General features: G+C 71.5%; 16 protein-coding genes and 1 tRNA gene. 14 read left to right on the top strand and 3 right to left on the bottom strand.

The genetic code is table 11. The features are described from left to right. Positions 1-12 precede the first annotated feature (12 nt). The 8 genes from ACGFZA_RS32005 (at position 13) to ACGFZA_RS31970 (ending at position 8,162) form a co-directional block, all read left to right on the top strand. Positions 13-2,091, top strand: coding sequence for a biotin carboxylase N-terminal domain-containing protein (locus tag ACGFZA_RS32005; RefSeq protein WP_385271898.1), 2,079 nt, complete (start codon positions 13-15; stop codon positions 2,089-2,091). After that, positions 2,088-3,041, top strand: a complete 954-nt coding sequence (locus tag ACGFZA_RS32000; protein WP_385271245.1) for a hydroxymethylglutaryl-CoA lyase — start codon at positions 2,088-2,090, stop codon at positions 3,039-3,041. The genes ACGFZA_RS32005 and ACGFZA_RS32000 overlap by 4 nt, the downstream gene beginning before the upstream one ends. A gap of 35 nt (positions 3,042-3,076) precedes the next feature. Beyond that, the gene (locus ACGFZA_RS31995; protein WP_385271248.1) at positions 3,077-4,243 is read left to right on the top strand and encodes an acyl-CoA dehydrogenase family protein; all 1,167 of its coding nucleotides are present in this window, start codon (positions 3,077-3,079) and stop codon (positions 4,241-4,243) included. A 171-nt stretch (positions 4,244-4,414) separates the two neighbouring features. Continuing rightward, positions 4,415-4,975: a histidine phosphatase family protein gene (locus ACGFZA_RS31990; RefSeq protein ID WP_385271251.1), complete on the top strand. Its 561-nt coding sequence runs from the start codon at positions 4,415-4,417 to the stop codon at positions 4,973-4,975. 178 nt (positions 4,976-5,153) lie between these two features. Beyond that, positions 5,154-5,792 carry a GNAT family N-acetyltransferase gene (locus ACGFZA_RS31985; protein ID WP_385271254.1) on the top strand — a complete coding sequence of 213 codons (639 nt, stop codon included), beginning with the start codon at positions 5,154-5,156 and terminating at the stop codon, positions 5,790-5,792. After that, positions 5,789-6,148 (top strand): hypothetical protein, encoded by a 360-nt coding sequence (locus tag ACGFZA_RS31980; protein ID WP_393683721.1) that lies wholly within the window; start codon positions 5,789-5,791, stop codon positions 6,146-6,148. Before ACGFZA_RS31985 ends, ACGFZA_RS31980 begins: the two co-directional genes overlap by 4 nt. Positions 6,149-6,264: 116 nt before the next feature. Next, positions 6,265-7,296 (top strand): ABC transporter substrate-binding protein, encoded by a 1,032-nt coding sequence (locus tag ACGFZA_RS31975; RefSeq protein WP_385271260.1) that lies wholly within the window; start codon positions 6,265-6,267, stop codon positions 7,294-7,296. Positions 7,297-7,298: 2 nt separating this feature from the next. Beyond that, positions 7,299-8,162 carry a siderophore-interacting protein gene (locus ACGFZA_RS31970; protein ID WP_393683719.1) on the top strand — a complete coding sequence of 288 codons (864 nt, stop codon included), beginning with the start codon at positions 7,299-7,301 and terminating at the stop codon, positions 8,160-8,162. Positions 8,163-8,313: 151 nt separating this feature from the next. On the opposite strand, the gene ACGFZA_RS31965 is transcribed toward ACGFZA_RS31970, so the two are convergent. Continuing rightward, positions 8,314-9,975 carry a beta-N-acetylhexosaminidase gene (locus ACGFZA_RS31965; protein ID WP_393683717.1) on the bottom strand — a complete coding sequence of 554 codons (1,662 nt, stop codon included), beginning with the start codon at positions 9,973-9,975 and terminating at the stop codon, positions 8,314-8,316. 332 nt (positions 9,976-10,307) lie between these two features. Between ACGFZA_RS31965 and ACGFZA_RS31960 the strand changes: the two genes are divergently transcribed. Both ACGFZA_RS31960 and glmS read left to right on the top strand, forming a co-directional pair. Then, positions 10,308-10,583 carry a hypothetical protein gene (locus tag ACGFZA_RS31960; protein WP_393683715.1) on the top strand — a complete coding sequence of 92 codons (276 nt, stop codon included), beginning with the start codon at positions 10,308-10,310 and terminating at the stop codon, positions 10,581-10,583. A 94-nt stretch (positions 10,584-10,677) separates the two neighbouring features. Further along, the gene (gene glmS, locus ACGFZA_RS31955) at positions 10,678-12,507 is read left to right on the top strand and encodes a glutamine--fructose-6-phosphate transaminase (isomerizing) (RefSeq protein ID WP_393683713.1); all 1,830 of its coding nucleotides are present in this window, start codon (positions 10,678-10,680) and stop codon (positions 12,505-12,507) included. Between the two features lie 112 nt (positions 12,508-12,619). Here glmS and ACGFZA_RS31950 read toward each other — a convergent pair whose 3' ends face one another. Together ACGFZA_RS31950 and ACGFZA_RS31945 are read right to left on the bottom strand one after the other, a co-directional pair. Next, positions 12,620-13,192, bottom strand: coding sequence for an acetate uptake transporter (locus ACGFZA_RS31950; RefSeq protein ID WP_385271275.1), 573 nt, complete (start codon positions 13,190-13,192; stop codon positions 12,620-12,622). A gap of 610 nt (positions 13,193-13,802) precedes the next feature. After that, the gene (locus tag ACGFZA_RS31945) at positions 13,803-14,324 is read right to left on the bottom strand and encodes a universal stress protein (protein ID WP_326736299.1); all 522 of its coding nucleotides are present in this window, start codon (positions 14,322-14,324) and stop codon (positions 13,803-13,805) included. Between the two features lie 1,098 nt (positions 14,325-15,422). Between ACGFZA_RS31945 and ACGFZA_RS31940 the strand changes: the two genes are divergently transcribed. From ACGFZA_RS31940 to ACGFZA_RS31925, 4 genes are all read left to right on the top strand, one after another. Next, positions 15,423-16,661, top strand: coding sequence for a helix-turn-helix domain-containing protein (locus tag ACGFZA_RS31940; protein WP_385271278.1), 1,239 nt, complete (start codon positions 15,423-15,425; stop codon positions 16,659-16,661). A 10-nt stretch (positions 16,662-16,671) separates the two neighbouring features. Then, on the top strand, positions 16,672-17,274 hold the full coding sequence (orn, locus tag ACGFZA_RS31935; protein WP_385271281.1) for an oligoribonuclease: 603 nt from the start codon (positions 16,672-16,674) through the stop codon (positions 17,272-17,274). A gap of 126 nt (positions 17,275-17,400) precedes the next feature. Then, a tRNA-His gene (locus tag ACGFZA_RS31930) sits at positions 17,401-17,473 on the top strand. Between the two features lie 109 nt (positions 17,474-17,582). Beyond that, positions 17,583-18,839 carry a tyrosine-type recombinase/integrase gene (locus ACGFZA_RS31925; RefSeq protein ID WP_393683709.1) on the top strand — a complete coding sequence of 419 codons (1,257 nt, stop codon included), beginning with the start codon at positions 17,583-17,585 and terminating at the stop codon, positions 18,837-18,839. The last annotated feature ends 2 nt before the right edge of the window (positions 18,840-18,841 follow it).

Below are 18,841 nucleotides of genomic sequence, written 5' to 3'. Positions count from 1 at the left end.
GAACTGATGACGATGTTCGACACGGTTCTCGTCGCCAACCGCGGCGAGATCGCGGTCCGGGTCATCCGGACCCTGCGCGAACTGGGGGTGCGCTCCGTCGCCGTCTTCAGCGACGCGGACGCGGACGCCCGGCACGTACGGGAGGCCGATACGGCGGTACGGATCGGACCCGCACCGGCCGCCGAGAGCTACCTGAGCGCGGACCGGCTGCTGGAGGCCGCCCGGCGCACGGGCGCGCAGGCCGTCCACCCCGGTTACGGCTTCCTCGCCGAGAACGCGGGCTTCGCGCGGGCGTGCGCGGACGCCGGACTGGTCTTCATCGGGCCGCCCGCCGCCGCCATCTCGCTGATGGGCGACAAGATCCGGGCCAAGGAGACGGTCTCGGCGGCCGGTGTCCCGGTGGTGCCCGGCTCCACGGGCAGCGAGCTGACCGACGGCCAGCTGGCGGACGCCGCGCAGGAGATCGGCATGCCGGTGCTGCTGAAGCCCTCGGCGGGCGGCGGCGGAAAGGGCATGCGGCTGGTGCGCGACGCGGCGCTGCTCTCCGACGAGATCGCCGCCGCCCGGCGCGAGGCGCGCGCCTCCTTCGGCGACGACACCCTCCTCGTGGAGCGGTGGATCGACCGGCCGCGCCACATCGAGATCCAGGTGCTGGCGGACGGCCACGGCAACGTGGTGCACCTCGGCGAGCGCGAGTGCTCGCTCCAGCGCCGCCACCAGAAGATCATCGAGGAGGCGCCCTCGGTCCTGCTCGACGAGAAGACGCGCGCGGCCATGGGCGAGGCGGCCGTCCAGGCCGCCCGTTCCTGCGGGTACGTGGGCGCGGGCACGGTGGAGTTCATCGTCCCGGGCAACGACCCGGCCTCGTACTACTTCATGGAGATGAACACCCGCCTCCAGGTCGAGCACCCGGTGACCGAGCTGATCACCGGCCTCGACCTGGTGGAATGGCAGCTGCGGGTCGCATCCGGCGAGCAACTCCCCTACGCCCAGCCGGACATCACCCTCACCGGGCACGCGGTCGAGGCCCGGATCTGCGCCGAGGACCCGGCCCGCGGCTTCCTGCCCTCGGGCGGCGCCGTGCTGGCGCTGCACGAGCCGCAGGGCGGCGGGGTGCGGACGGACTCCGGGCTCGCCGAGGGCGGCGAGGTCGGCAGCCTGTACGACCCGATGCTGTCGAAGGTGATCGCGTACGGCCCCGACCGGGCGACGGCGCTGCGCAGGCTGCGGGCGGCGCTCGCGGACACGGTGGTCCTCGGCGTCCCCACCAACGCGGGCTTCCTGCGCCGGCTGCTCGGCCACCCGGCCGTGGTGGCCGGCGAGCTGGACACCGGCCTGGTGGAGCGCGAGGTGGACGGGCTGGTCCCGGACGGGGTCCCGGAGGAGGTGTACGCGGCGGCGGCGCTGCTGCGGCAGCACTCGGCCGGTCCGGCCCGTACGGACGTCTGGGCCGACCCGTTCTCGGCCGGTGACGGCTGGCGCCTCGGCGGCACCCCGGCGCGCACGGTGCGGCACTTCCGCATCCCCGGCCACGACCCGGTCCAGGTGGGCCTGCGGCCGTGCGGCGCGGGAGCGGAGCTGACCTTCGGCCACGTCGGCGAGGGCGCCCGGCCGCCGGTCCCCGCCTCGGGCACCTGCGGACCGCTGGGCCCGCTGCCCGGCAGCGCGGAGACGGCCAGGACCCTGTCCGTCGACGGAACCCGGATCACCCTCGAACTCGGGGGTGTCACCCACACGTTCGCGTACGCCGCCTCCCCGGAGGGCCACTGGCTCGGCCGGGACGGCGACACCTGGCACGTCCGGGACCACGACCCGGTGGAGGCGTCGCTGACCGGCGCCGCCCGCGCCGGGGCGGACACGCTCGCCGCCCCCATGCCCGGGACCGTCACCGTGGTGAAGGTGGCCGTCGGCGACGAGGTCGCGGCCGGGCAGAGCCTGCTCGTCGTGGAGGCGATGAAGATGGAGCACGTCATCTCCGCCCCGCACGCCGGCACCGTGACCGAACTCGACGTCACCGCCGGGACCACGGTGGCCATGGACCAGGTACTGGCGGTGGTGGTCCCCGCGGCCGCCACCGGGGAGGAAGCATGACGACCACCGAACGCGCCCTGCCCATGACCGTGACGGCCCCGGACCTGCCCGCCCGGGTCCGCATCCACGAGGTGGGCGCCCGCGACGGGCTGCAGAACGAGAAGGCGGTCGTGCCGACCGAGGTGAAGGCGGAGTTCATCCGCCGGCTCGCCGTCGCCGGCCTGACCACGATCGAGGCCACGAGCTTCGTCCACCCCAAGTGGGTGCCCCAACTGGCCGACGCGGAGCAGCTGTTCCCGATGCTCGGCGAGATCGCGGACGTCGGCGACGTCGCGCTCCCGGTCCTGGTGCCGAACGAGCGGGGACTCGACCGGGCACTGGCGCTCGGGGCGCGCCGGATCGCCGTCTTCGGCTCGGCGACGGAGACGTTCGCGGCCCGCAACCTCAACCGCACGGTCGACGAGTCGCTCGCCATGTTCGAGCCCGTGGTGGCCCGCGCCAAGGCGGACAAGGTGCATGTGCGCGGCTACCTCTCGATGTGCTTCGGCGACCCGTGGGAGGGGCCCGTCCCCGTCCACCAGGTCGTCCGGGTCGCGAAGGCGCTCATCGACCTCGGCTGCGACGAGCTCTCGCTCGGCGACACCATCGGGGTCGCGACGCCGGGCCACGTACAGACCCTGCTGTCGGGCCTCAACGAGGCGGGGGTGCACACCGACACGATCGGGGTGCACTTCCACGACACGTACGGACAGGCGCTGTCCAACACCCTCGCCGCGCTCCAGCACGGCGTGTCCACCGTGGACGCCTCGGCGGGCGGTCTCGGCGGCTGCCCGTACGCGAAGAGCGCGACCGGAAACCTCGCCACCGAGGACCTGGTCTGGATGCTCGAAGGCCTCGGCATCGAGACCGGCGTCGATCTCGACGAGCTCACCGCCACCAGCGTGTGGCTCGCCGGACAACTGGGCCGACCGAGCCCGTCCCGCACCGTCCGCGCACTCGCGGCGCAGTGAACACCTTGAACACCCCACAAGGAGTGAACGTCCCCATGTCCCTGGACCACCGGCTGAGCGCCGAGCACGAGGAACTGCGCCGCACCGTCGAGGAGTTCGCCCACGACGTGGTCGCGCCGAAGATCGGCGACTTCTACGAGCGCCATGAGTTCCCGTACGAGATCGTGCGCGAGATGGGACGGATGGGCCTGTTCGGGCTGCCGTTCCCCGAGGAGTACGGCGGCATGGGCGGCGACTACCTCGCCCTCGGCATCGCCCTGGAGGAGCTGGCCCGGGTCGACTCCTCGGTGGCGATCACGCTGGAGGCCGGGGTCTCGCTCGGCGCGATGCCGGTGTTCCGCTTCGGTACGGAGGAGCAGAAGCGGCAGTGGCTGCCGAAGCTCTGCGCGGGCGAGGCGCTCGGCGCGTTCGGCCTGACGGAGCCGGACGGCGGCTCGGACGCGGGCGGCACCCGGACCACGGCGGTGCGCGACGAGGCGACGGGCGAGTGGGTGATCAACGGCTCCAAGTGCTTCATCACCAACTCCGGCACGGACATCACCGAACTGGTCACGGTCACGGCGGTCACCGGCCGCAAGGAGAACGGCGCCCCGCTCATCTCGTCGATCATCGTCCCGTCCGGCACCCCCGGCTTCACGGTCGCCGCCCCCTACTCCAAGGTCGGCTGGAACGCCTCGGACACCCGCGAGCTCTCCTTCTCGGACGTACGCGTCCCGCTGGAGAACCTGCTGGGCGAGGAGGGCCGCGGCTACGCGCAGTTCCTGCGGATCCTCGACGAGGGCCGGATCGCCATCTCGGCCCTCTCGACCGGGCTGGCGCAGGGCTGTGTGGACGAGTCGGTGAAGTACGCCGCCGAGCGGCACGCCTTCGGGAAGCCGATCGGCGCCAACCAGGCGATCCAGTTCAAGATCGCGGACATGGAGATGCGGGCGCACATGGCCCGGATCGGCTGGCGGGACGCGGCATCGCGGCTGCTGGCGGGCGAGCCGTTCAAGAAGGAGGCGGCGATCGCCAAGCTGTACTCCTCGACGGTGGCGGTGGACAACGCCCGCGAGGCGACGCAGATCCACGGCGGCTACGGCTTCATGAACGAGTACCCGGTGGCCAGGATGTGGCGCGACTCCAAGATCCTGGAGATCGGCGAGGGCACGAGCGAGGTGCAGCGGATGCTGATCGCGCGGGAGCTGGGGATGCGGGCCTGAGGGTTTCCGGTACGGGCTGGGCGGATCCGGAAGCCGGGTCCGCCCCGCCTGCTGTCGGGACCGGTCACCGGATCAGCCCTCTGTGCTGCTGCTTCCATAGCGCGGCAACCGCCCGCAGTTGCCGATGCTCGTACGCGGCGCCGACGGACAGCGGAGCACGCGGGAGCCCTGATGACAGTAGAGATCGTCTACGAGACGCACTCCACCACCACGGACAACGAGGCCGATGTCGCCACCGGCTGGTCCCCGGGGGAACTCTCGGAGCTGGGCCGCCGCCAGGCCCGTGAACTGGGCGAGCGCAGGCCGGGCGACGGCTTCGCGGCCGTCTTCACCTCCGACCTGCGCCGGGCCGTCCAGACGGCACGGACCGCGTACCCCGGCGGCCGGGTTCCGATCCACCAGGACATCCGACTGCGTGAGTGCGACTACGGCGATCTCGGCGGAGCTCCCCGCCCCCTGATCGCCGCCCGCCGCCTCCAGCACATCGACGTCCCGTTCCCCGGCGGCCAGAGCTACCGCCAAGTCGTCGCGGCCACCCACGCGTTCCTCCACGACCTGGCCATCGGCTGGGACGGCCGCAGGATCCTGGTGATCGCCCACTCGGCCAACCTGTGGGCGCTGGAACACCTGCTCACGGGCACGCCGTTGGAGGAACTGCTCCAGGCACCGCCGGCCTGGCGTCCGGGCCGGCGGTACGAGCTGCCCGGCGACTGGCCCGCCGTCTGCGCGTGACCGCGCCCGCGCGGCCGCGACGCAGCCCGCCGGGGGGCACGACGGAAGCGGACTCCCCCTGGGTTCCCGCGTGTCCGCCGTGTTCCCGGATGCCCACGGTTCCCGCCCCTCTGCCCGCCGCTCCCGCTGCCGGGCAATTCGTTCGACAGCGGTCCGCCGCCCCCGGCAGAGTTCCTTCATGAAGCCGCACCACTGGCCCCTGTACGGGCTCCGCATCCGCACTTCCCGGCTGGAACTCCGCCTTCCGGACGTGGAGTTGCTGGACGAGCTCGCGTCGGTCGCCGCCGACGGGGTGCACGCCCCGGACGCCGTGCCGTTCACCGTCCCCTGGACCGACTGCCCGCCCGCCGAGCGGGGCCGCGCGGTGTTCCAGCACGTCCTGGGCACCGTCGCCAACTGGTCGGTGCGGGACTGGTCGTTGAGCCTCGCCGTGCTGCACGGGGGTCAGGTGGTCGGGCGGCAGGACCTGTCGGCGAAGGACTTCGCGGTGACCGGCCGGGTGAGCACCGGTTCCTGGCTGGGGCTCACCCACCAGGGCCGGGGTATCGGCACCGAGATGCGGGCCGCAGTCCTCCATCTCGCGTTCGCCGGTCTCGGCGCCGGTACGGCGGTCTCGGCCGCGATGACGGACAACCCCCGCTCGCTGGGCGTCTCGCGGCGGCTCGGCTATCTGCCCGACGGGCTGGAGGTCGCCGCGGTGCGCGGTGAGCGGGTCACCCTCCAGCGGCTGCGCCTGGAGCGCGCGCGGTGGGAGGAACACCGCTCGGCCGAGGTCACGGTCGACGGGCTCGACGACTGCCGGGCGATGTTCGGATGAGCCTCCTCGTGCACACCTTCGTCCGGGGCAGGAGCGGCAAGGACCACCTCCTGGACGACTCCGACCACGGCCTGACCCTCGCGGGATTCGAGAGCAGCCGCACCAAGGTCTGGGGGTCCCAGCCGGTGTGCGACCTCGGCGCCCGGTTCCTTCCCCGGCTGGCCACCGGCAACCTGTGTGTGGACCCGGAGGACGTCGAGGACTTCCTCGCCGAGTGCGACATCCTGCTCCCGCGGGCGTCGGCGCTCGACGCGCACGCCGGATACCGCGACGGCTACGTGGCCGAGCGGCTCGCCAATATCCGCGCCGCCGCCGTGCGCGCCCTGGACGTCGGCGGCGGCGTCCTCGTCTGGTGAGCGGGGGTGCGCGAGGCAGGGGCCGTCCGCAGGCTCGACAGTTCGTGAGGTTAGGCTAACCTTCGCTCGAACTTGTCACCGGCCGGACTCCGGCTCGTACGAAAGCGGACCCCGTCATGCGCACTGCCCGAGTGTCCACTCCCACCCGCCGCGGCCTGCTCGCCATGGGCGGCGCCGTCGGCCTGGGTGCCGTGCTGGCTGCCTGTGGTGACAGCGACTCGAAGGACTCCGGCTCGACCGGCTCCAAGAGCGCCGACGCCGGGCCGTGGAGCTTCAAGGACGACCGCGGGCAGACCGCCGAGGCCAAGTCCGTCCCGAAGAACATCGTCGCCTTCACCGGTGTCGCCGCCGCGCTCCACGACTACGGCGTCGAGGTCAAGGCCGTGTTCGGCCCGACCAAGACCAAGGACGGCAAGGCCGATGTCCAGGCCGGCGACCTGGACATCAGCAAGGTCGAGATCCTCGGCAACGTCTGGGGCGAGTTCAACGTCGAGAAGTACGCGGCGCTGGGCCCCGAACTGCTGGTCACCGCCATGTGGGAGAAGGACGCCCTCTGGTACGTGCCGGACGCGTCCAAGGACAAGATCCTGAAGCTCGCCCCGAGCGTCGCGCTGTGGGCCGCCCAGACCACGATCCCCAAGGCGATCCAGCGCCACGAGGACCTCGCCGCCTCGCTCGGCGCCGACGTCAAGGCCAAGACCGTCACGGACGCGAAGGCCCGGTTCGAGAAGGCCGCGGCCCGGCTGCGCGCCGCCGCGAAGTCCAAGCCGAACCTCAAGGTCATGATCGGCTCGGCCAGCCAGGACCTGTTCTACGTCTCGCTGGCCAAGACCTCCGCCGACACCCTGTACTTCCAGGAGCTGGGCGTGAAGTTCGTCGAGCCGAAGGTGAACGCGGCCGGCTTCTTCGAGGAGCTGAGCTGGGAGAACGTCGACAAGTACGGGGCCGACATCATCATGATGGACAACCGGTCCTCGGCCCTGCAGCCCGACGCGCTGACCTCCAAGCCGACCTGGGCGCAGCTGCCCGCCGTCAAGGCCGGCCAGGTCATCCCGCGCACCACCGAGCCGATCTACAGCTACGACAAGTGCGCGCCGATCCTCGAAGACCTCGCGAAGGCCATCGAGGACGCGAAGAAGACCGCCTGACCATGACGACCGCCGCCTCGCCCGGCATCGACCCGTTCCGGCTCTTCGGGCTCACCGTCCTGCGCACGGAGCGGCTGAGCCCGTCCATGCTCCGCGTCACGTTCGGCGGGCCGGGGCTGGACGGGTTCGCCTCCGGTGGCCGCGATCAGAGCCTGTCGCTGTTCCTGCCGCACCCCGGACAGCCGGAACCAGTCGTTCCGGTCGATAACGAGGGCAACTGGTTCGCCCCCTGGCGAGCACTTCCGGCCGACGTCCGGGCCGTGCTGCGCTCGTACACGGTCCGCGCGCAGCGTCGTACCGCCGGCGGTACGGCCACCGAGATCGACATCGATTTCGCGCTCCACGAGGACGGCGGTCCGGCCTGCCGCTGGGCCGCCGCGACCTCCCCCGGCGATGTCCTCAAGGCGCTCGGACCGGCCGTCGAGGACAACACGGCCGTCCGTTTCCGCCCGCCCGAGGACACCGACTGGGTGCTGATCTGGGCCGACGAGACGGCGCTGCCCGCCGCGACGGCCGCGCTGGAGTGGCTGCCCGCCCGGTTGCGGGCGCGGGTCTGGCTGGAGGTCCCGCACACCGGGGACCGCCGCGCGATCGACACCGCGGCCGACGCCCGGATCAGCTGGCTGGTGCGGGACGAGGCGGGGACGCCGGACGCCGTGGAGGCCGTACGCGCGGCCGAACTGCCCGGGGGAACCCCGTACGTGTGGATCGCGGGCGAGGCGTCCTCGGTGCGGGCGCTGCGGCGGCATCTGGTGCGCGAGCGCGGCATCGACCGCAGGCGCGTGACGTTCGTGGGTTACTGGCGCCTCGGTCTGAGTGAGGACCGGCTGCGCGAGGAGGCGGAAGCCGCCCCTTCGGGCGACTGAGCCGCCCCGCACGCCCCGGCCGGTCCGCGCGCTTCGGCCGGTCCACGCGCTCCGGCTGCCCCGCGCGCTTCAGCCGGTCCGACGGCCGGGGACAACACGCCGAGCCCGTCCGGCGGCCGGGGTCACGTCCCCGGCCGCCGGACGGCCCGGCTCACCCCGCCGCGGCCGGCTCCGCCGGCCACGGCACCTGGGGCGACCGGTAGTAGTCGATCCCCAGCGCGGTGAACCGCGGCCCGAGCGCCGCCAGTCGCAGCTTGTACGTGTCCCAGTCGTGCGTCGCGGCCGGGGACCAGCCCAGCTCCGCCGCGCCGGGCAGCCGCGGGAACGCCATGACGTCGATGTCGTCGCTGTCGGTCAGCGTCTCCGCCCAGATGGGCGCCTCGACCCCGAGCACCGCCTCCGCCGGGGTGTCGGCGAGATAGGTCGCCGGGTCCCAGTCGTAACTGCGCTGCACCTCGACCAGACCGGCCCACTTCAGGCCCAGTTCGGTCTGCTCGTTGTACTTCATGTCGAGGTACACCCGGTCCGCCGGCGACAGCACCAGCCTGGTGCCGTTCTTCGCCGCGTCCGCCACCTGCTGCCGGTCCGCGGCGCTCGTCCTGTCGTAGCCCCAGTACTGGGCGACCGCGCCCTCGACCGGCGCGGCTCCGGTGAGCTGGTGCCAGCCCATCACGGTCTTGCCGTGCCTGCCGACTGCGGCCTGCGCCCTCTCCATGATCTTCGCGTAGTCCTCGTGGCTGGTGGAGTGCGCCTCGTCACCGCCGATGTGGATGTACCTGCCGGGGGTCAGCGCGGCCACTTCCCCGATGACGTCGTCGATGAACCGGTACGTGACGTCCTTGGCCGCGCACAGCGAGCTGAAGCCGACCTTGGTCCCGGTGTAGAGCGGCGGCGCGACGCCGTCGCAGTTCAGCTCCGCGTACGAGGCGAGTGCGGCGTTGGTGTGGCCGGGCATGTCGATCTCCGGCACCACCTCCAGATAGCGGGAGGCCGCGTACCGCACGATCTCCTTGTACTGGCTCTTGGTGTAGTAACCGCCGGGCCCGCCGCCGACCTCCGTGGAACCGCCGTACGTGGCCAGCTTCGGCCAGGAGTCGACGGCGATCCGCCAGCCCTGGTCGTCGGAGAGGTGCAGGTGGAAGGTGTTCATCTTGTACAGCGCGATCTGGTCGATGTAGCGCTTGACCTCGTCGACGGAGAAGAAGTGCCGCGAGACGTCGAGCATCGCGCCCCGGTAGGCGTAGCGCGGCGCATCGGTGATGCTGCCGCCCGCGACCTTCCAGGGCCCCTTCTGGCGACTGTCGCGCTCCACCTGGGCCGGCAACAGCTGACGCAGCGTCTGGACGCCGTGGAAGAGCCCTGCGGGCTTGCGGGCGGTGATGGTGACGGAGCCCCGCCCGACGGTCAGCGTGTAGCCCTCGGCGCCCAGCCCGCTGTCGTGGGAGCCGAGCCGGAGCCGGATGCCGTCCGGGCCGGACCGCCCGGTGACCGGCAGGGCGTATCCGGTGGAGGGGCGCAGCACGCCCGCCAGGTATTCGCCGATCCTGCGGACCTCGCCGGACGAGCTGTCGACCCGGATCCGGGTGGCGCCGGTGAGGGAGTACGGGGATCCGCCCGGCCGCACCGACGCGGGGACGGGGACGAGCTGGCCCAGCGGCCGGGGCGCCGACGCGGCGGAGCCGCTGCCGGCCGCGGACGCTGTGGGGGCCACGCAAGCGGTGGAGATACCGGCCGCCGTGACGAGAAGCAGCGAGCCGAGAAGACGGGGTAGAGCACGGGGAAGAGCACTGCGCTGCGCCGTGTGCAGTCTCACAAGCCGGGTCCCTTTCTACTGGTTCACACCTGGATCTCCTGACCATTCGAACCGTCACCATGCGTACCGCGTGCCTCACGGATGGTCAAGGTGTAGACCACTTCCCCGCACGGGCCGCGCTTGAACGTGACCGGGCCGTCAGGGGCATCTGGCCGAACGCGCCCCGGCTCACCCCACCTCGCCCCGCCGGGCGCGCCCATGACGACCGCACGCATCGGCGCAGGCACGTCAGAATCGTCCGGAACGGCAAAATGAACGTCACTCGACGCGATTCCTGCCCGATATCGGGCAGGAATGTTGCACCGAGCCCACCTGAGCCGCAATATCGACGAGTGCTCGAACGCCGCTCGTCGTACGACGACCTCATTGACCACCTGGTACGCAGCACCGCGCTCCCGCGCGGCGAGGCGGCCCGGGTGATTCTCGACGTGCTCGCCTACTTCGACGAGACGACCGAGACCTTCGTCCGCCGACGCCACCGTGAACTGCAGTCCGGCGGCCTGGTCAACACGGAGATCTTCGAACGGATCTCGGCCGAACTGCCGCACCGGGCGGTCGCGCCGCCGGAGCTGTCGCTCCGTCAGCTGCGCCGCATCGTCTACGGCTGAGGCCCCGCCCGCGACCGGGCACCCCCTTACTTGTTCGTCCCTGTATGTCCTTACTTGTTTGCACCCTGTACGTCGATGGAAGGGCAGAGGCTCCATGTGCGGAATCGTCGGTTATATCGGAAAGCGTGATGTGGCCCCGCTGCTGCTGGAGGGTCTGCAGCGGCTGGAGTACCGGGGTTACGACTCCGCGGGCATCGTCATCACCGGGAAGCCGGCGGCCGGCAAGCCCGCCGCGCTGAAGATGGTCAAGGCCAAGGGCCGGGTCCGCGAGCTGGAGTCCCGCGTCCCCAAGCGCTTCACCGGCACCACCGGCATCGCCCACACCCGCTGGGCCACCCACGGCGCGCCGAGCGACGAGAACGCCCACCCGCACCTGGACGCGGACAGCAGGGTCGCCGTCGTCCACAACGGCATCATCGACAACGCCTCCGAGCTCCGCGCGAAGCTGGTCGCCGACGGCGTCGTCTTCCTCTCCGAGACCGACACCGAGGTCCTGGTCCATCTGATCGCCCGCTCGCAGGCCGACTCCCTGGAGGAGAAGGTCCGCGAGGCGCTGAAGTCCGTCGAGGGCACCTACGGCATCGCCGTCATGCACGCCGACTTCAACGACCGCATCGTCGTCGCCCGCAACGGCTCCCCGGTGGTGCTCGGCATCGGCGAGAAGGAGATGTTCGTCGCCTCCGACGTCGCCGCCCTGGTCGCCCACACCCGCCAGATCGTCACGCTGGACGACGGCGAGATGGCCACCCTGAAGGCGGACGACTTCCGTACGTACACCACCGAGGGCTCGACCACGACGGCCACGCCCACCACGGTGGAGTGGGAGGCCGAGTCGTACGACATGGGCGGCCACGACACGTACATGCACAAGGAGATCTCCGAGCAGGCCGAAGCCGTGGACCGCGTACTGCGCGGCCGCATCGACGACCGCTTCTCCACCGTGCACCTGGGCGGCCTGAACCTGGACGCCCGCGAGGCCCGCGGGGTCCGCCGGATCAAGATCCTGGGCTGCGGCACCTCGTACCACGCGGGCATGATCGGCGCCGGCCTCATCGAGGAGCTGGCCCGCATCCCCGCGGACGCCGAGCCCGCGTCCGAGTTCCGCTACCGCAACCCGGTCGTGGACCCCGACACCCTGTACGTCGCGGTCTCCCAGTCCGGCGAGACGTACGACGTGCTGGCCGCGGTCCAGGAGCTCAAGCGCAAGGGCGCCCGGGTCCTCGGCGTGGTGAACGTCGTCGGCTCGGCGATCGCCCGCGAGGCCGACGGCGGCATGTACGTGCACGCGGGCCCCGAGGTCTGCGTCGTCTCCACCAAGTGCTTCACCAACACCGTGGTCGCCTTCGCACTGCTCGCCCTGCACCTGGGCCGCATCCGCGACCTGTCGGTCTCCGACGGCAAGCGGATCATCGAGGGGCTGCGCGAGCTGCCCGGGCAGATCGACCGGATCCTCGAATCGGAGGACGAGATCAGGAAGCTGGCCGAGGAGTACGCGGGCGCGCAGTCGATGATGTTCATCGGCCGGGTCCGGGGCTACCCCGTCGCGCTGGAGGCCTCCCTGAAGCTCAAGGAGATCTCGTACATCCACGCCGAGGCCTACCCCGCCTCGGAGCTGAAGCACGGCCCGCTCGCGCTCATCGAGCCGGCGCTTCCCACCGTCGCGATCGTCCCGGACGACGACCTGCTGGAGAAGAACCGGGCGGCCCTGGAGGAGATCAAGGCCCGCAGCGGCCGCATCCTCGCCGTGGCCCACCGCGAGCAGGAGAAGGCCGATCACACGATCCTCGTCCCGAAGAACGAGAACGAGCTGGACCCGATCCTGATGGGCATCCCGCTCCAGCTCTTCGCGTACCACACGGCGCTGGCCATGGGCCGGGACATCGACAAGCCGCGCAACCTGGCGAAGTCCGTGACCGTCGAATAGGCACACCGCCGCAGACACGGGGAGCGGCCCCGTACCCACACGTCCGGTCGTAGGTACGGGGCCGCTCCCCGTACGGGCCGGTGCCGCCCCCGGACCGGCCCTGGCCGCTGCCTCAGCCGGCGGCCGTCACTCCGCGGCCGGCAGCGCGCCCGGGTACCGACGTCGGCCAGTGGGCCAGCGCGGCGGTCGCTCCGTACCAGGCGGCGAGACCGGCCACCGCGGCGAACCAGCCGCCCGCCTTGCCCAGGGCCCCGCTGTCCGCGAACTGCCCGACACCCAGCAGCAGAAGCGCCACGAACAGGAGGCCGTACGTCCCCCGGCCGAGCAGACCACGACCGGACGCGGCCAGCGTCAGCGTGAGCGCGAACAGGGCCCAGAGCAGCAGGAACAGACCTGCCGCGTGGTCCGAGACCCGGGCGTCGGCACCGGTGCCCCAGGTGAACCAGAAGGCGCCCAGCCCGGCGAAGGCCGTGCCGGCGAAGCCGTCGCCGCCGCGGAACTCCAGGAGTCCGGCGACGAACAGGGCGATACCGCCGACATACAGCGCGAGCGAGACGGCATCGGCCGCCGTCACCCCGTCCACGGCCCCGGTGTGACCGATCCCGAATGCCAACAGCGTGAGTCCCAGGGCGAGATGGCCGAGGGTGGAGGTGCTGGTGTTTCCCGCAGAGACGTCGTTGTCCACGGCGGGCTCCCTTCACATGCAATCGTGCTGATTTCCCGTGGCGCTTATGTACCCTTCACAAGCGCACAATCCACATCTACGTACCGGTAGCTTCGTCTTTCGCGCTGTTTCCGTAGTCGAGTTGACGCCACGTCCGCTCGATCACGACGGAAAGAGACCGGCCTCCGGCCGGAGTTGATCACTGCCGGGCACAGAACCGACCGGAAACAGACCGCCCCCACCCCGGCCGGCGCTCCACCGCACCCGGTCGGCACCCTGCCGATGCGCGAACAGGCGGCAGGAACACGCCTCAGGGGAACCGCGGGCGGAGACGGCTCCGGGTCGCCGCCGAGGGGACGTGCGGGGATGCGGGAGCGCGGGGTGGACGGGAGCGCGTCACGCGGGGCCGCGGCAGGATCGGGGCCGGTGTCGCCGCAGACGGCCAACGGCTCGGCGGACGGCCACCGGACCCGTACCGGGACCGGTTCGGCAGGCGGCTGGGAGTGTGGTGAAGGAGCGTCGTCCGCCCGGAGGGCGGGGCTCGCGGCGTCCGGTGCGGTGCGTCGCGCCTGACGCGGCGCGCTGATCCACCAGGGGTTACGGAACAGCCCTCAGGCGGTTCTACGGACCGCTACGGGATGACGACGACCGGGCGCTGGGCCCGGCGCGCCAGCCGGCCCGCGACGGAGCCGAAGATCCGGCCGACGATCCCGTGCGTGGAGCCCACGACGATCGCGTCGGCCGAGTACTCGCGGCCGACCTCCTCCAGCTCGTGGCAGATGTCCCCGCCGCGCTCGACGAGCACCCACGGCACCTCGGAGAGGTAGTCCGCGCACGCGAGCTCCAGGCCGAGGACCTCGGTCCGGTGATCGGGGACGTCCACGAAGACGGGCGGCTCGCAGCCTGCCCAGACGGTGGTCGGCAGCCGGTTGGCGACATGGACGATGATCAGGCCGGAGCCCGTCCGCCGGGCCATGCCGATGGCGTACGCGAGGGCCCGCTCACTGGAGGTCGAGCCGTCGAAACCGACGACGACACCGTGCCGGAAGGCGGGATCGCAGGAGTGACATGCTTCTTCGGCCGCCTGCTGGTCCGACCGGGGGTCGGCTACCTGCTTGCGGTCCGCGGGTTCGGGGATTTCGTGACCGGCCATCGGTGTCTCGGCGAAGAGAGTCCTCGTGAGGAGAGCGACGTGGAGAAGGTGCGTCAGCGGGCGGTGTAGTGGTGTCCGGGAATCATCTTCCCAACCCCTTACCCCCAAGGGTACGGCGCCACTCCTCCACTGCCAGACCCGCGCAAAGCGCGTGCGACGTTTCACGGAGCATGCCCGAGACCGCCCCGTATGGCAATGCCGGTTGCGCGATACACCGACGTCACGGGGACCCGGACGGCCGCGCATCGACGACCGGCCGGGCCCGGTCCGCCGGCCTCGCGGCCATGCCCCGCACGCCTGTCGCGGCACCCTCCGCGTCCCGTGCCGGCCGGAGCGCCGCCCGAGACGCCCCGGGGGCGCTCCACGCCCGGCACCGTTCCGCCCGCACCCGCCGAACCCGCCGCGCGGCCGACGACCGACGCGGTCCGCCGGACGGCGGTCCGCCGCCTTCCGGCGCCCGCCCCCCTCCCCCGCCCGGGACGACTCCGCGGAAGGCGCCGCGGCCGCCGCGCTCGGCCCGGCCGACGTCACCGTGACCTGCCGGGCCCCGCCGCGCCGGTCCATCCGCCAGGACTCCCGCGAGGAGTCCGGTTCCGCACCCCGTCCGGCTCCTCGCCCGGCCCTCCGGTTCGGGCCCCGGTCCGGCGTCCGGTTCGGCCCAGGGGGCGCACAGGAGTGACCGCCCCTCAGGGGTAGTGCGCCGGTAGAACGACTGATTTCCGCACACGCGACCGTATATTTTCAGCCAACTTCAGGCGGCAGTCGATTCCTTGTCGAAATGGCCGATCAGCCCCCTTGCCAGCAGGCAGAAGGAGACCAAGCGGTACGCTTCCACCCCATGGGGACGGGCCATCAAAGCCAGGCGCACTTCCCTGCACGACTCACGGGTGAAACGCTTCGTGATCGAATGCTTCCCGCCAGGTGGCCTTGTCGACATAAAGCCGGTTGGTGAACTTGTCACGGCGGCACCACGGGACGCAGTAGATTCGATCTTGGGTGTCGAAGGCTGGGGACTCGTGCACTACCGAGGGGACACGTGCAGGTGCGACAGGCCCGTAAGGACCAGGAAGACGCGAACACCGAGGGGGGCTTAGCGTCATGAGCCAGGACTCCGCCACCGCAACGGAGGCTGTACGGAAGCTGAGCGGGCGCCGACGCCGCGAGGTGGTCGCTGTGCTGCTGTTCAGCGGCGGCCCCATCTTCGAGAGCTCCATTCCGCTCTCGGTGTTCGGGATCGACCGCCAGGACGCGGGAGTTCCGCGTTATCGGTTGCTCGTGTGCAGCGGCGAAGAGGGGCCGCTGCGCACCACGGGGGGACTCGAACTGACCGCGCCCTACGGGCTGGAGGCGATCAGCAGGGCCGGCACCGTCGTGGTGCCCGCCTGGCGCTCGATCACCTCACCGCCGCCCGTGGAGGCGCTCGACGCGCTGCGCCGTGCCCACGAAGAGGGCGCGCGCATCGTGGGACTGTGCACGGGGGCCTTCGTGCTCGCCGCCGCCGGGCTGCTCGACGGCCGCCCGGCGACCACGCACTGGATGTACGCACCGACGCTGGCCAAGCGCTATCCGTCGGTGCACGTCGACCCGCGCGAACTCTTCGTCGACGACGGCGATGTGCTCACCTCCGCCGGTACGGCGGCCGGGATCGACCTCTGTCTGCACATAGTCCGCTCGGACCACGGCACGGAGGCCGCCGGGGCACTGGCCCGCCGGCTCGTCGTGCCGCCGCGGCGCAGTGGCGGCCAGGAGCGCTACCTCGACAGGTCTTTACCGGAGGAGATCGGCTCCGACCCGCTCGCCGAGGTCGTGGCCTGGGCGCTGGAGCATCTGCACGAGCAGTTCGACGTGGAGACGCTGGCCGCGCGCGCCTACATGAGCAGGCGGACCTTCGACCGGAGGTTCCGCTCACTCACCGGCAGCGCACCGCTCCAGTGGCTGATCACCCAGCGGGTGCTGCAGGCGCAGCGGCTGCTGGAGACGTCCGACTACTCGGTCGACGAGGTCGCGGGCCGCTGCGGCTTCCGCTCGCCGGTCGCGCTGCGCGGACACTTCCGGCGTCAGCTGGGTTCCTCGCCTGCCGCGTACCGGGCCGCTTACCGGGCCCGTCGTCCGCAGGGCGGGGGTCCGGAGCAGGTCGTCACGGCGAGCGAAACGGTGGTGCCCGCCCAGGGCAGCCCGGTGAGCCGTCGCGCCCCGGTGCCGGCGCAGCCGGGCCAGTCCCCGGCGGGTCCGTCCACGGCCGCCGCGGACACGGGGCGCGGGGAGCACGGGAAGCCGGGCTCCGAGGCCTACGCCGCGGGGCGCCCGGCCCTGCCGGGACAGCGGAGCGCCCCGTAGGGTGGGGCGCATGAACGACCGCATGGTGTGGATCGACTGCGAGATGACCGGGCTCTCGTTGACGGAAGACGCACTCATCGAGGTGGCCGCACTGGTCACCGACTCGGAGTTGAACGTGCTCGGCGAAGGGGTGGACATCGTGATCCGCCCGCCGGACGCGGCGCTGGAGACCATGCCCGAGGTGGTGCGGCAGATGCACACCGCCTCGGGCCTCCTCGACGAGCTGGCCGGGGGCACCACCCTGGCCGAAGCCGAGGAGAAGGTCCTGGCGTACGTCCGCGAGCACGTGAAGGAGCCCGGCAAGGCCCCGCTCTGCGGAAACACGGTCGGCACCGACCGCGGCTTCCTGTCGCGGGACATGCCGTCGCTGGAGGGCTACCTCCACTACCGGATCGTCGATGTCTCCTCGATCAAGGAGCTGGCCCGCCGCTGGTTCCCGAGGGCGTACTTCAACAGTCCGGAGAAGAACGGCAACCACCGCGCGCTCGCGGACATCCGTGACTCCATCACGGAGCTGCGGTACTACCGCGAGGCCGTCTTCGTCCCGCAGCCGGGCCCGGACTCGGAGCGCGCGAAGTCGATCGCCGCGCGCCTTTCGCGGCCCTCGGCCTAGGGCCTCGGGAAAGCCGCTGGTCACGGCCCTTTCGGGGGCCGGAACCAGCGGCGGGGAAACGGGGGCGCGAGCACCCTCCCGGACCCTGTACACTTTTTCTCGGCCGGTCGGAAACGCCCGGACATGGTGGGTATAGCTCAGATGGTAGAGCACCTGGTTGTGGTCCAGGATGTCGCGGGTTCGAGTCCCGTTACTCACCCTGAATGATCAAGGCCCGGCCTGCGAAAACAGGCCGGGCCTTCGTCGTTCCCGGATTTTTGGGAACACGGTGGGAACACAGAGCGCCGATTCGGGCCTATCGTCCCCCCATGGCGAGCATCGTGGGACGACCGAAGAAGGACGGCTCCTGCACCTACCAGGTGAAGTGGCGCGAGTCCGGTGACTGGCAGATCGAACGATTCGGGGACGAGCCCTCAGCTACGACATTCAAGAACCTGGTTGAGGCCCACGGGAACCGGTGGCCGTACGGCTGGGTCCGCGGCGAAGGGTTCGTGGAAGAGGAGGCCATCCCCGGTGATGTGCCGTTCGAGGTCTGGGCCACCCGCTACATCGACCGGCTGACCGGCATCGAGGAGCGCACCCGCGAGGACTACCACCGCGACCTACGCATTCACTTCGCCCTGCTGCGCCACACCACCCTGCAGGGCCGTACATCGCCAGCCACGATCGGCAACCTGACGCAGGACGACGTCACGGACTGGGTGCGGGCCGAGGAAGCTGGTGAGCCGGACCCAGGGGCCGAGGGCAAGTGGGTGCGGCGGCCGGCGGATCCCAAAAGCATCGCGAACCGGCACGGCCTGCTGTACTGCATCGTCCAGGCCGCCATCGACACCACGCCGCAGCTCCGCACCACGAACTGCTGCAAGGGCACCAAGCTGCCCCGCACGGACGACCACACCGTCGAGGAGATGACGTTCCTCGAGCGGGAGGAGTACCAGCGGATTGCGGCCGAGATCGCCGACCCGGGCGCGCGGGCGCTGGCTGACTGGCTGATCGGTACGGGCATGAGGTGGGGCGAGGCCACGGCCCTGCGGGTACAAGACCTCAAGCTGAACGCCGACCGGCCCACGGCGTCCGTACAGCGGGCGTGGAAGAAGGCAAAGAAGGGCGCCCCGGGCGGGGCCTTCTACCTCGGCCCGCCCAAGACCAAGCGTGCACGCCGACTGATCGCCCTATCCCCCGTCCAGGTCGCCCTGGCGCGCGAGCAGGTGACCGGCCGGGCCCCGGAGGATTTCGTGTTCCGGGCCGCCATGGGCGGGGAGTGGAGGCACTCGAACTTCTACAACCGGAAGTGGAAGCCCGCCGTAGAGGAGGCTGTCAAGAAGGGCCTGCCGAAGCGGCCGCGGATCCACGACCTGCGGCACACGCATGTGGCGTGGCTGATCGGGGCGAACGTCCCTCTGCCGGCCATCCAGTTGCGGCTGGGACACGAGTCGATTCAGACGACGGTGGACCGGTACGGGCACCTGGTGCGGGCCCTGGACGACGACATCACGGCCGCGGTTGAGGCGGCGATGACAGCCCCGACCGCCGCAGCCGCGGGAGGGCTGCGGCGCGTCGTGTAGGG

Source organism: Streptomyces sp. NPDC048211 (assembly GCF_043202315.1).
Taxonomy (GTDB): domain Bacteria; phylum Actinomycetota; class Actinomycetes; order Streptomycetales; family Streptomycetaceae; genus Streptomyces.
This window is presented reverse-complemented; position numbering and strand designations above follow the sequence as displayed.

Excerpts from the sequence above, each read along its gene's own strand:
- ACGFZA_RS31995 (WP_385271248.1), top strand. The coding sequence starts at position 3,077 with ATGTCCCTGGACCACCGGCTGAGCGCCGAGCACGAGGAACTGCGCCGC.
- ACGFZA_RS31945 (WP_326736299.1), bottom strand. The coding sequence starts at position 14,324 with ATGGCCGGTCACGAAATCCCCGAACCCGCGGACCGCAAGCAGGTAGCC.
- ACGFZA_RS32000 (WP_385271245.1), top strand. The coding sequence starts at position 2,088 with ATGACGACCACCGAACGCGCCCTGCCCATGACCGTGACGGCCCCGGAC.
- ACGFZA_RS31985 (WP_385271254.1), top strand. The coding sequence starts at position 5,154 with ATGAAGCCGCACCACTGGCCCCTGTACGGGCTCCGCATCCGCACTTCC.
- ACGFZA_RS32005 (WP_385271898.1), top strand. The coding sequence starts at position 13 with ATGTTCGACACGGTTCTCGTCGCCAACCGCGGCGAGATCGCGGTCCGG.
- ACGFZA_RS31980 (WP_393683721.1), top strand. The coding sequence starts at position 5,789 with ATGAGCCTCCTCGTGCACACCTTCGTCCGGGGCAGGAGCGGCAAGGAC.
- ACGFZA_RS31925 (WP_393683709.1), top strand. The coding sequence starts at position 17,583 with ATGGCGAGCATCGTGGGACGACCGAAGAAGGACGGCTCCTGCACCTAC.
- orn (WP_385271281.1), top strand. The coding sequence starts at position 16,672 with ATGAACGACCGCATGGTGTGGATCGACTGCGAGATGACCGGGCTCTCG.
- ACGFZA_RS31975 (WP_385271260.1), top strand. The coding sequence starts at position 6,265 with ATGCGCACTGCCCGAGTGTCCACTCCCACCCGCCGCGGCCTGCTCGCC.
- glmS (WP_393683713.1), top strand. The coding sequence starts at position 10,678 with ATGTGCGGAATCGTCGGTTATATCGGAAAGCGTGATGTGGCCCCGCTG.
- ACGFZA_RS31940 (WP_385271278.1), top strand. The coding sequence starts at position 15,423 with ATGAGCCAGGACTCCGCCACCGCAACGGAGGCTGTACGGAAGCTGAGC.
- ACGFZA_RS31970 (WP_393683719.1), top strand. The coding sequence starts at position 7,299 with ATGACGACCGCCGCCTCGCCCGGCATCGACCCGTTCCGGCTCTTCGGG.
- ACGFZA_RS31990 (WP_385271251.1), top strand. The coding sequence starts at position 4,415 with ATGACAGTAGAGATCGTCTACGAGACGCACTCCACCACCACGGACAAC.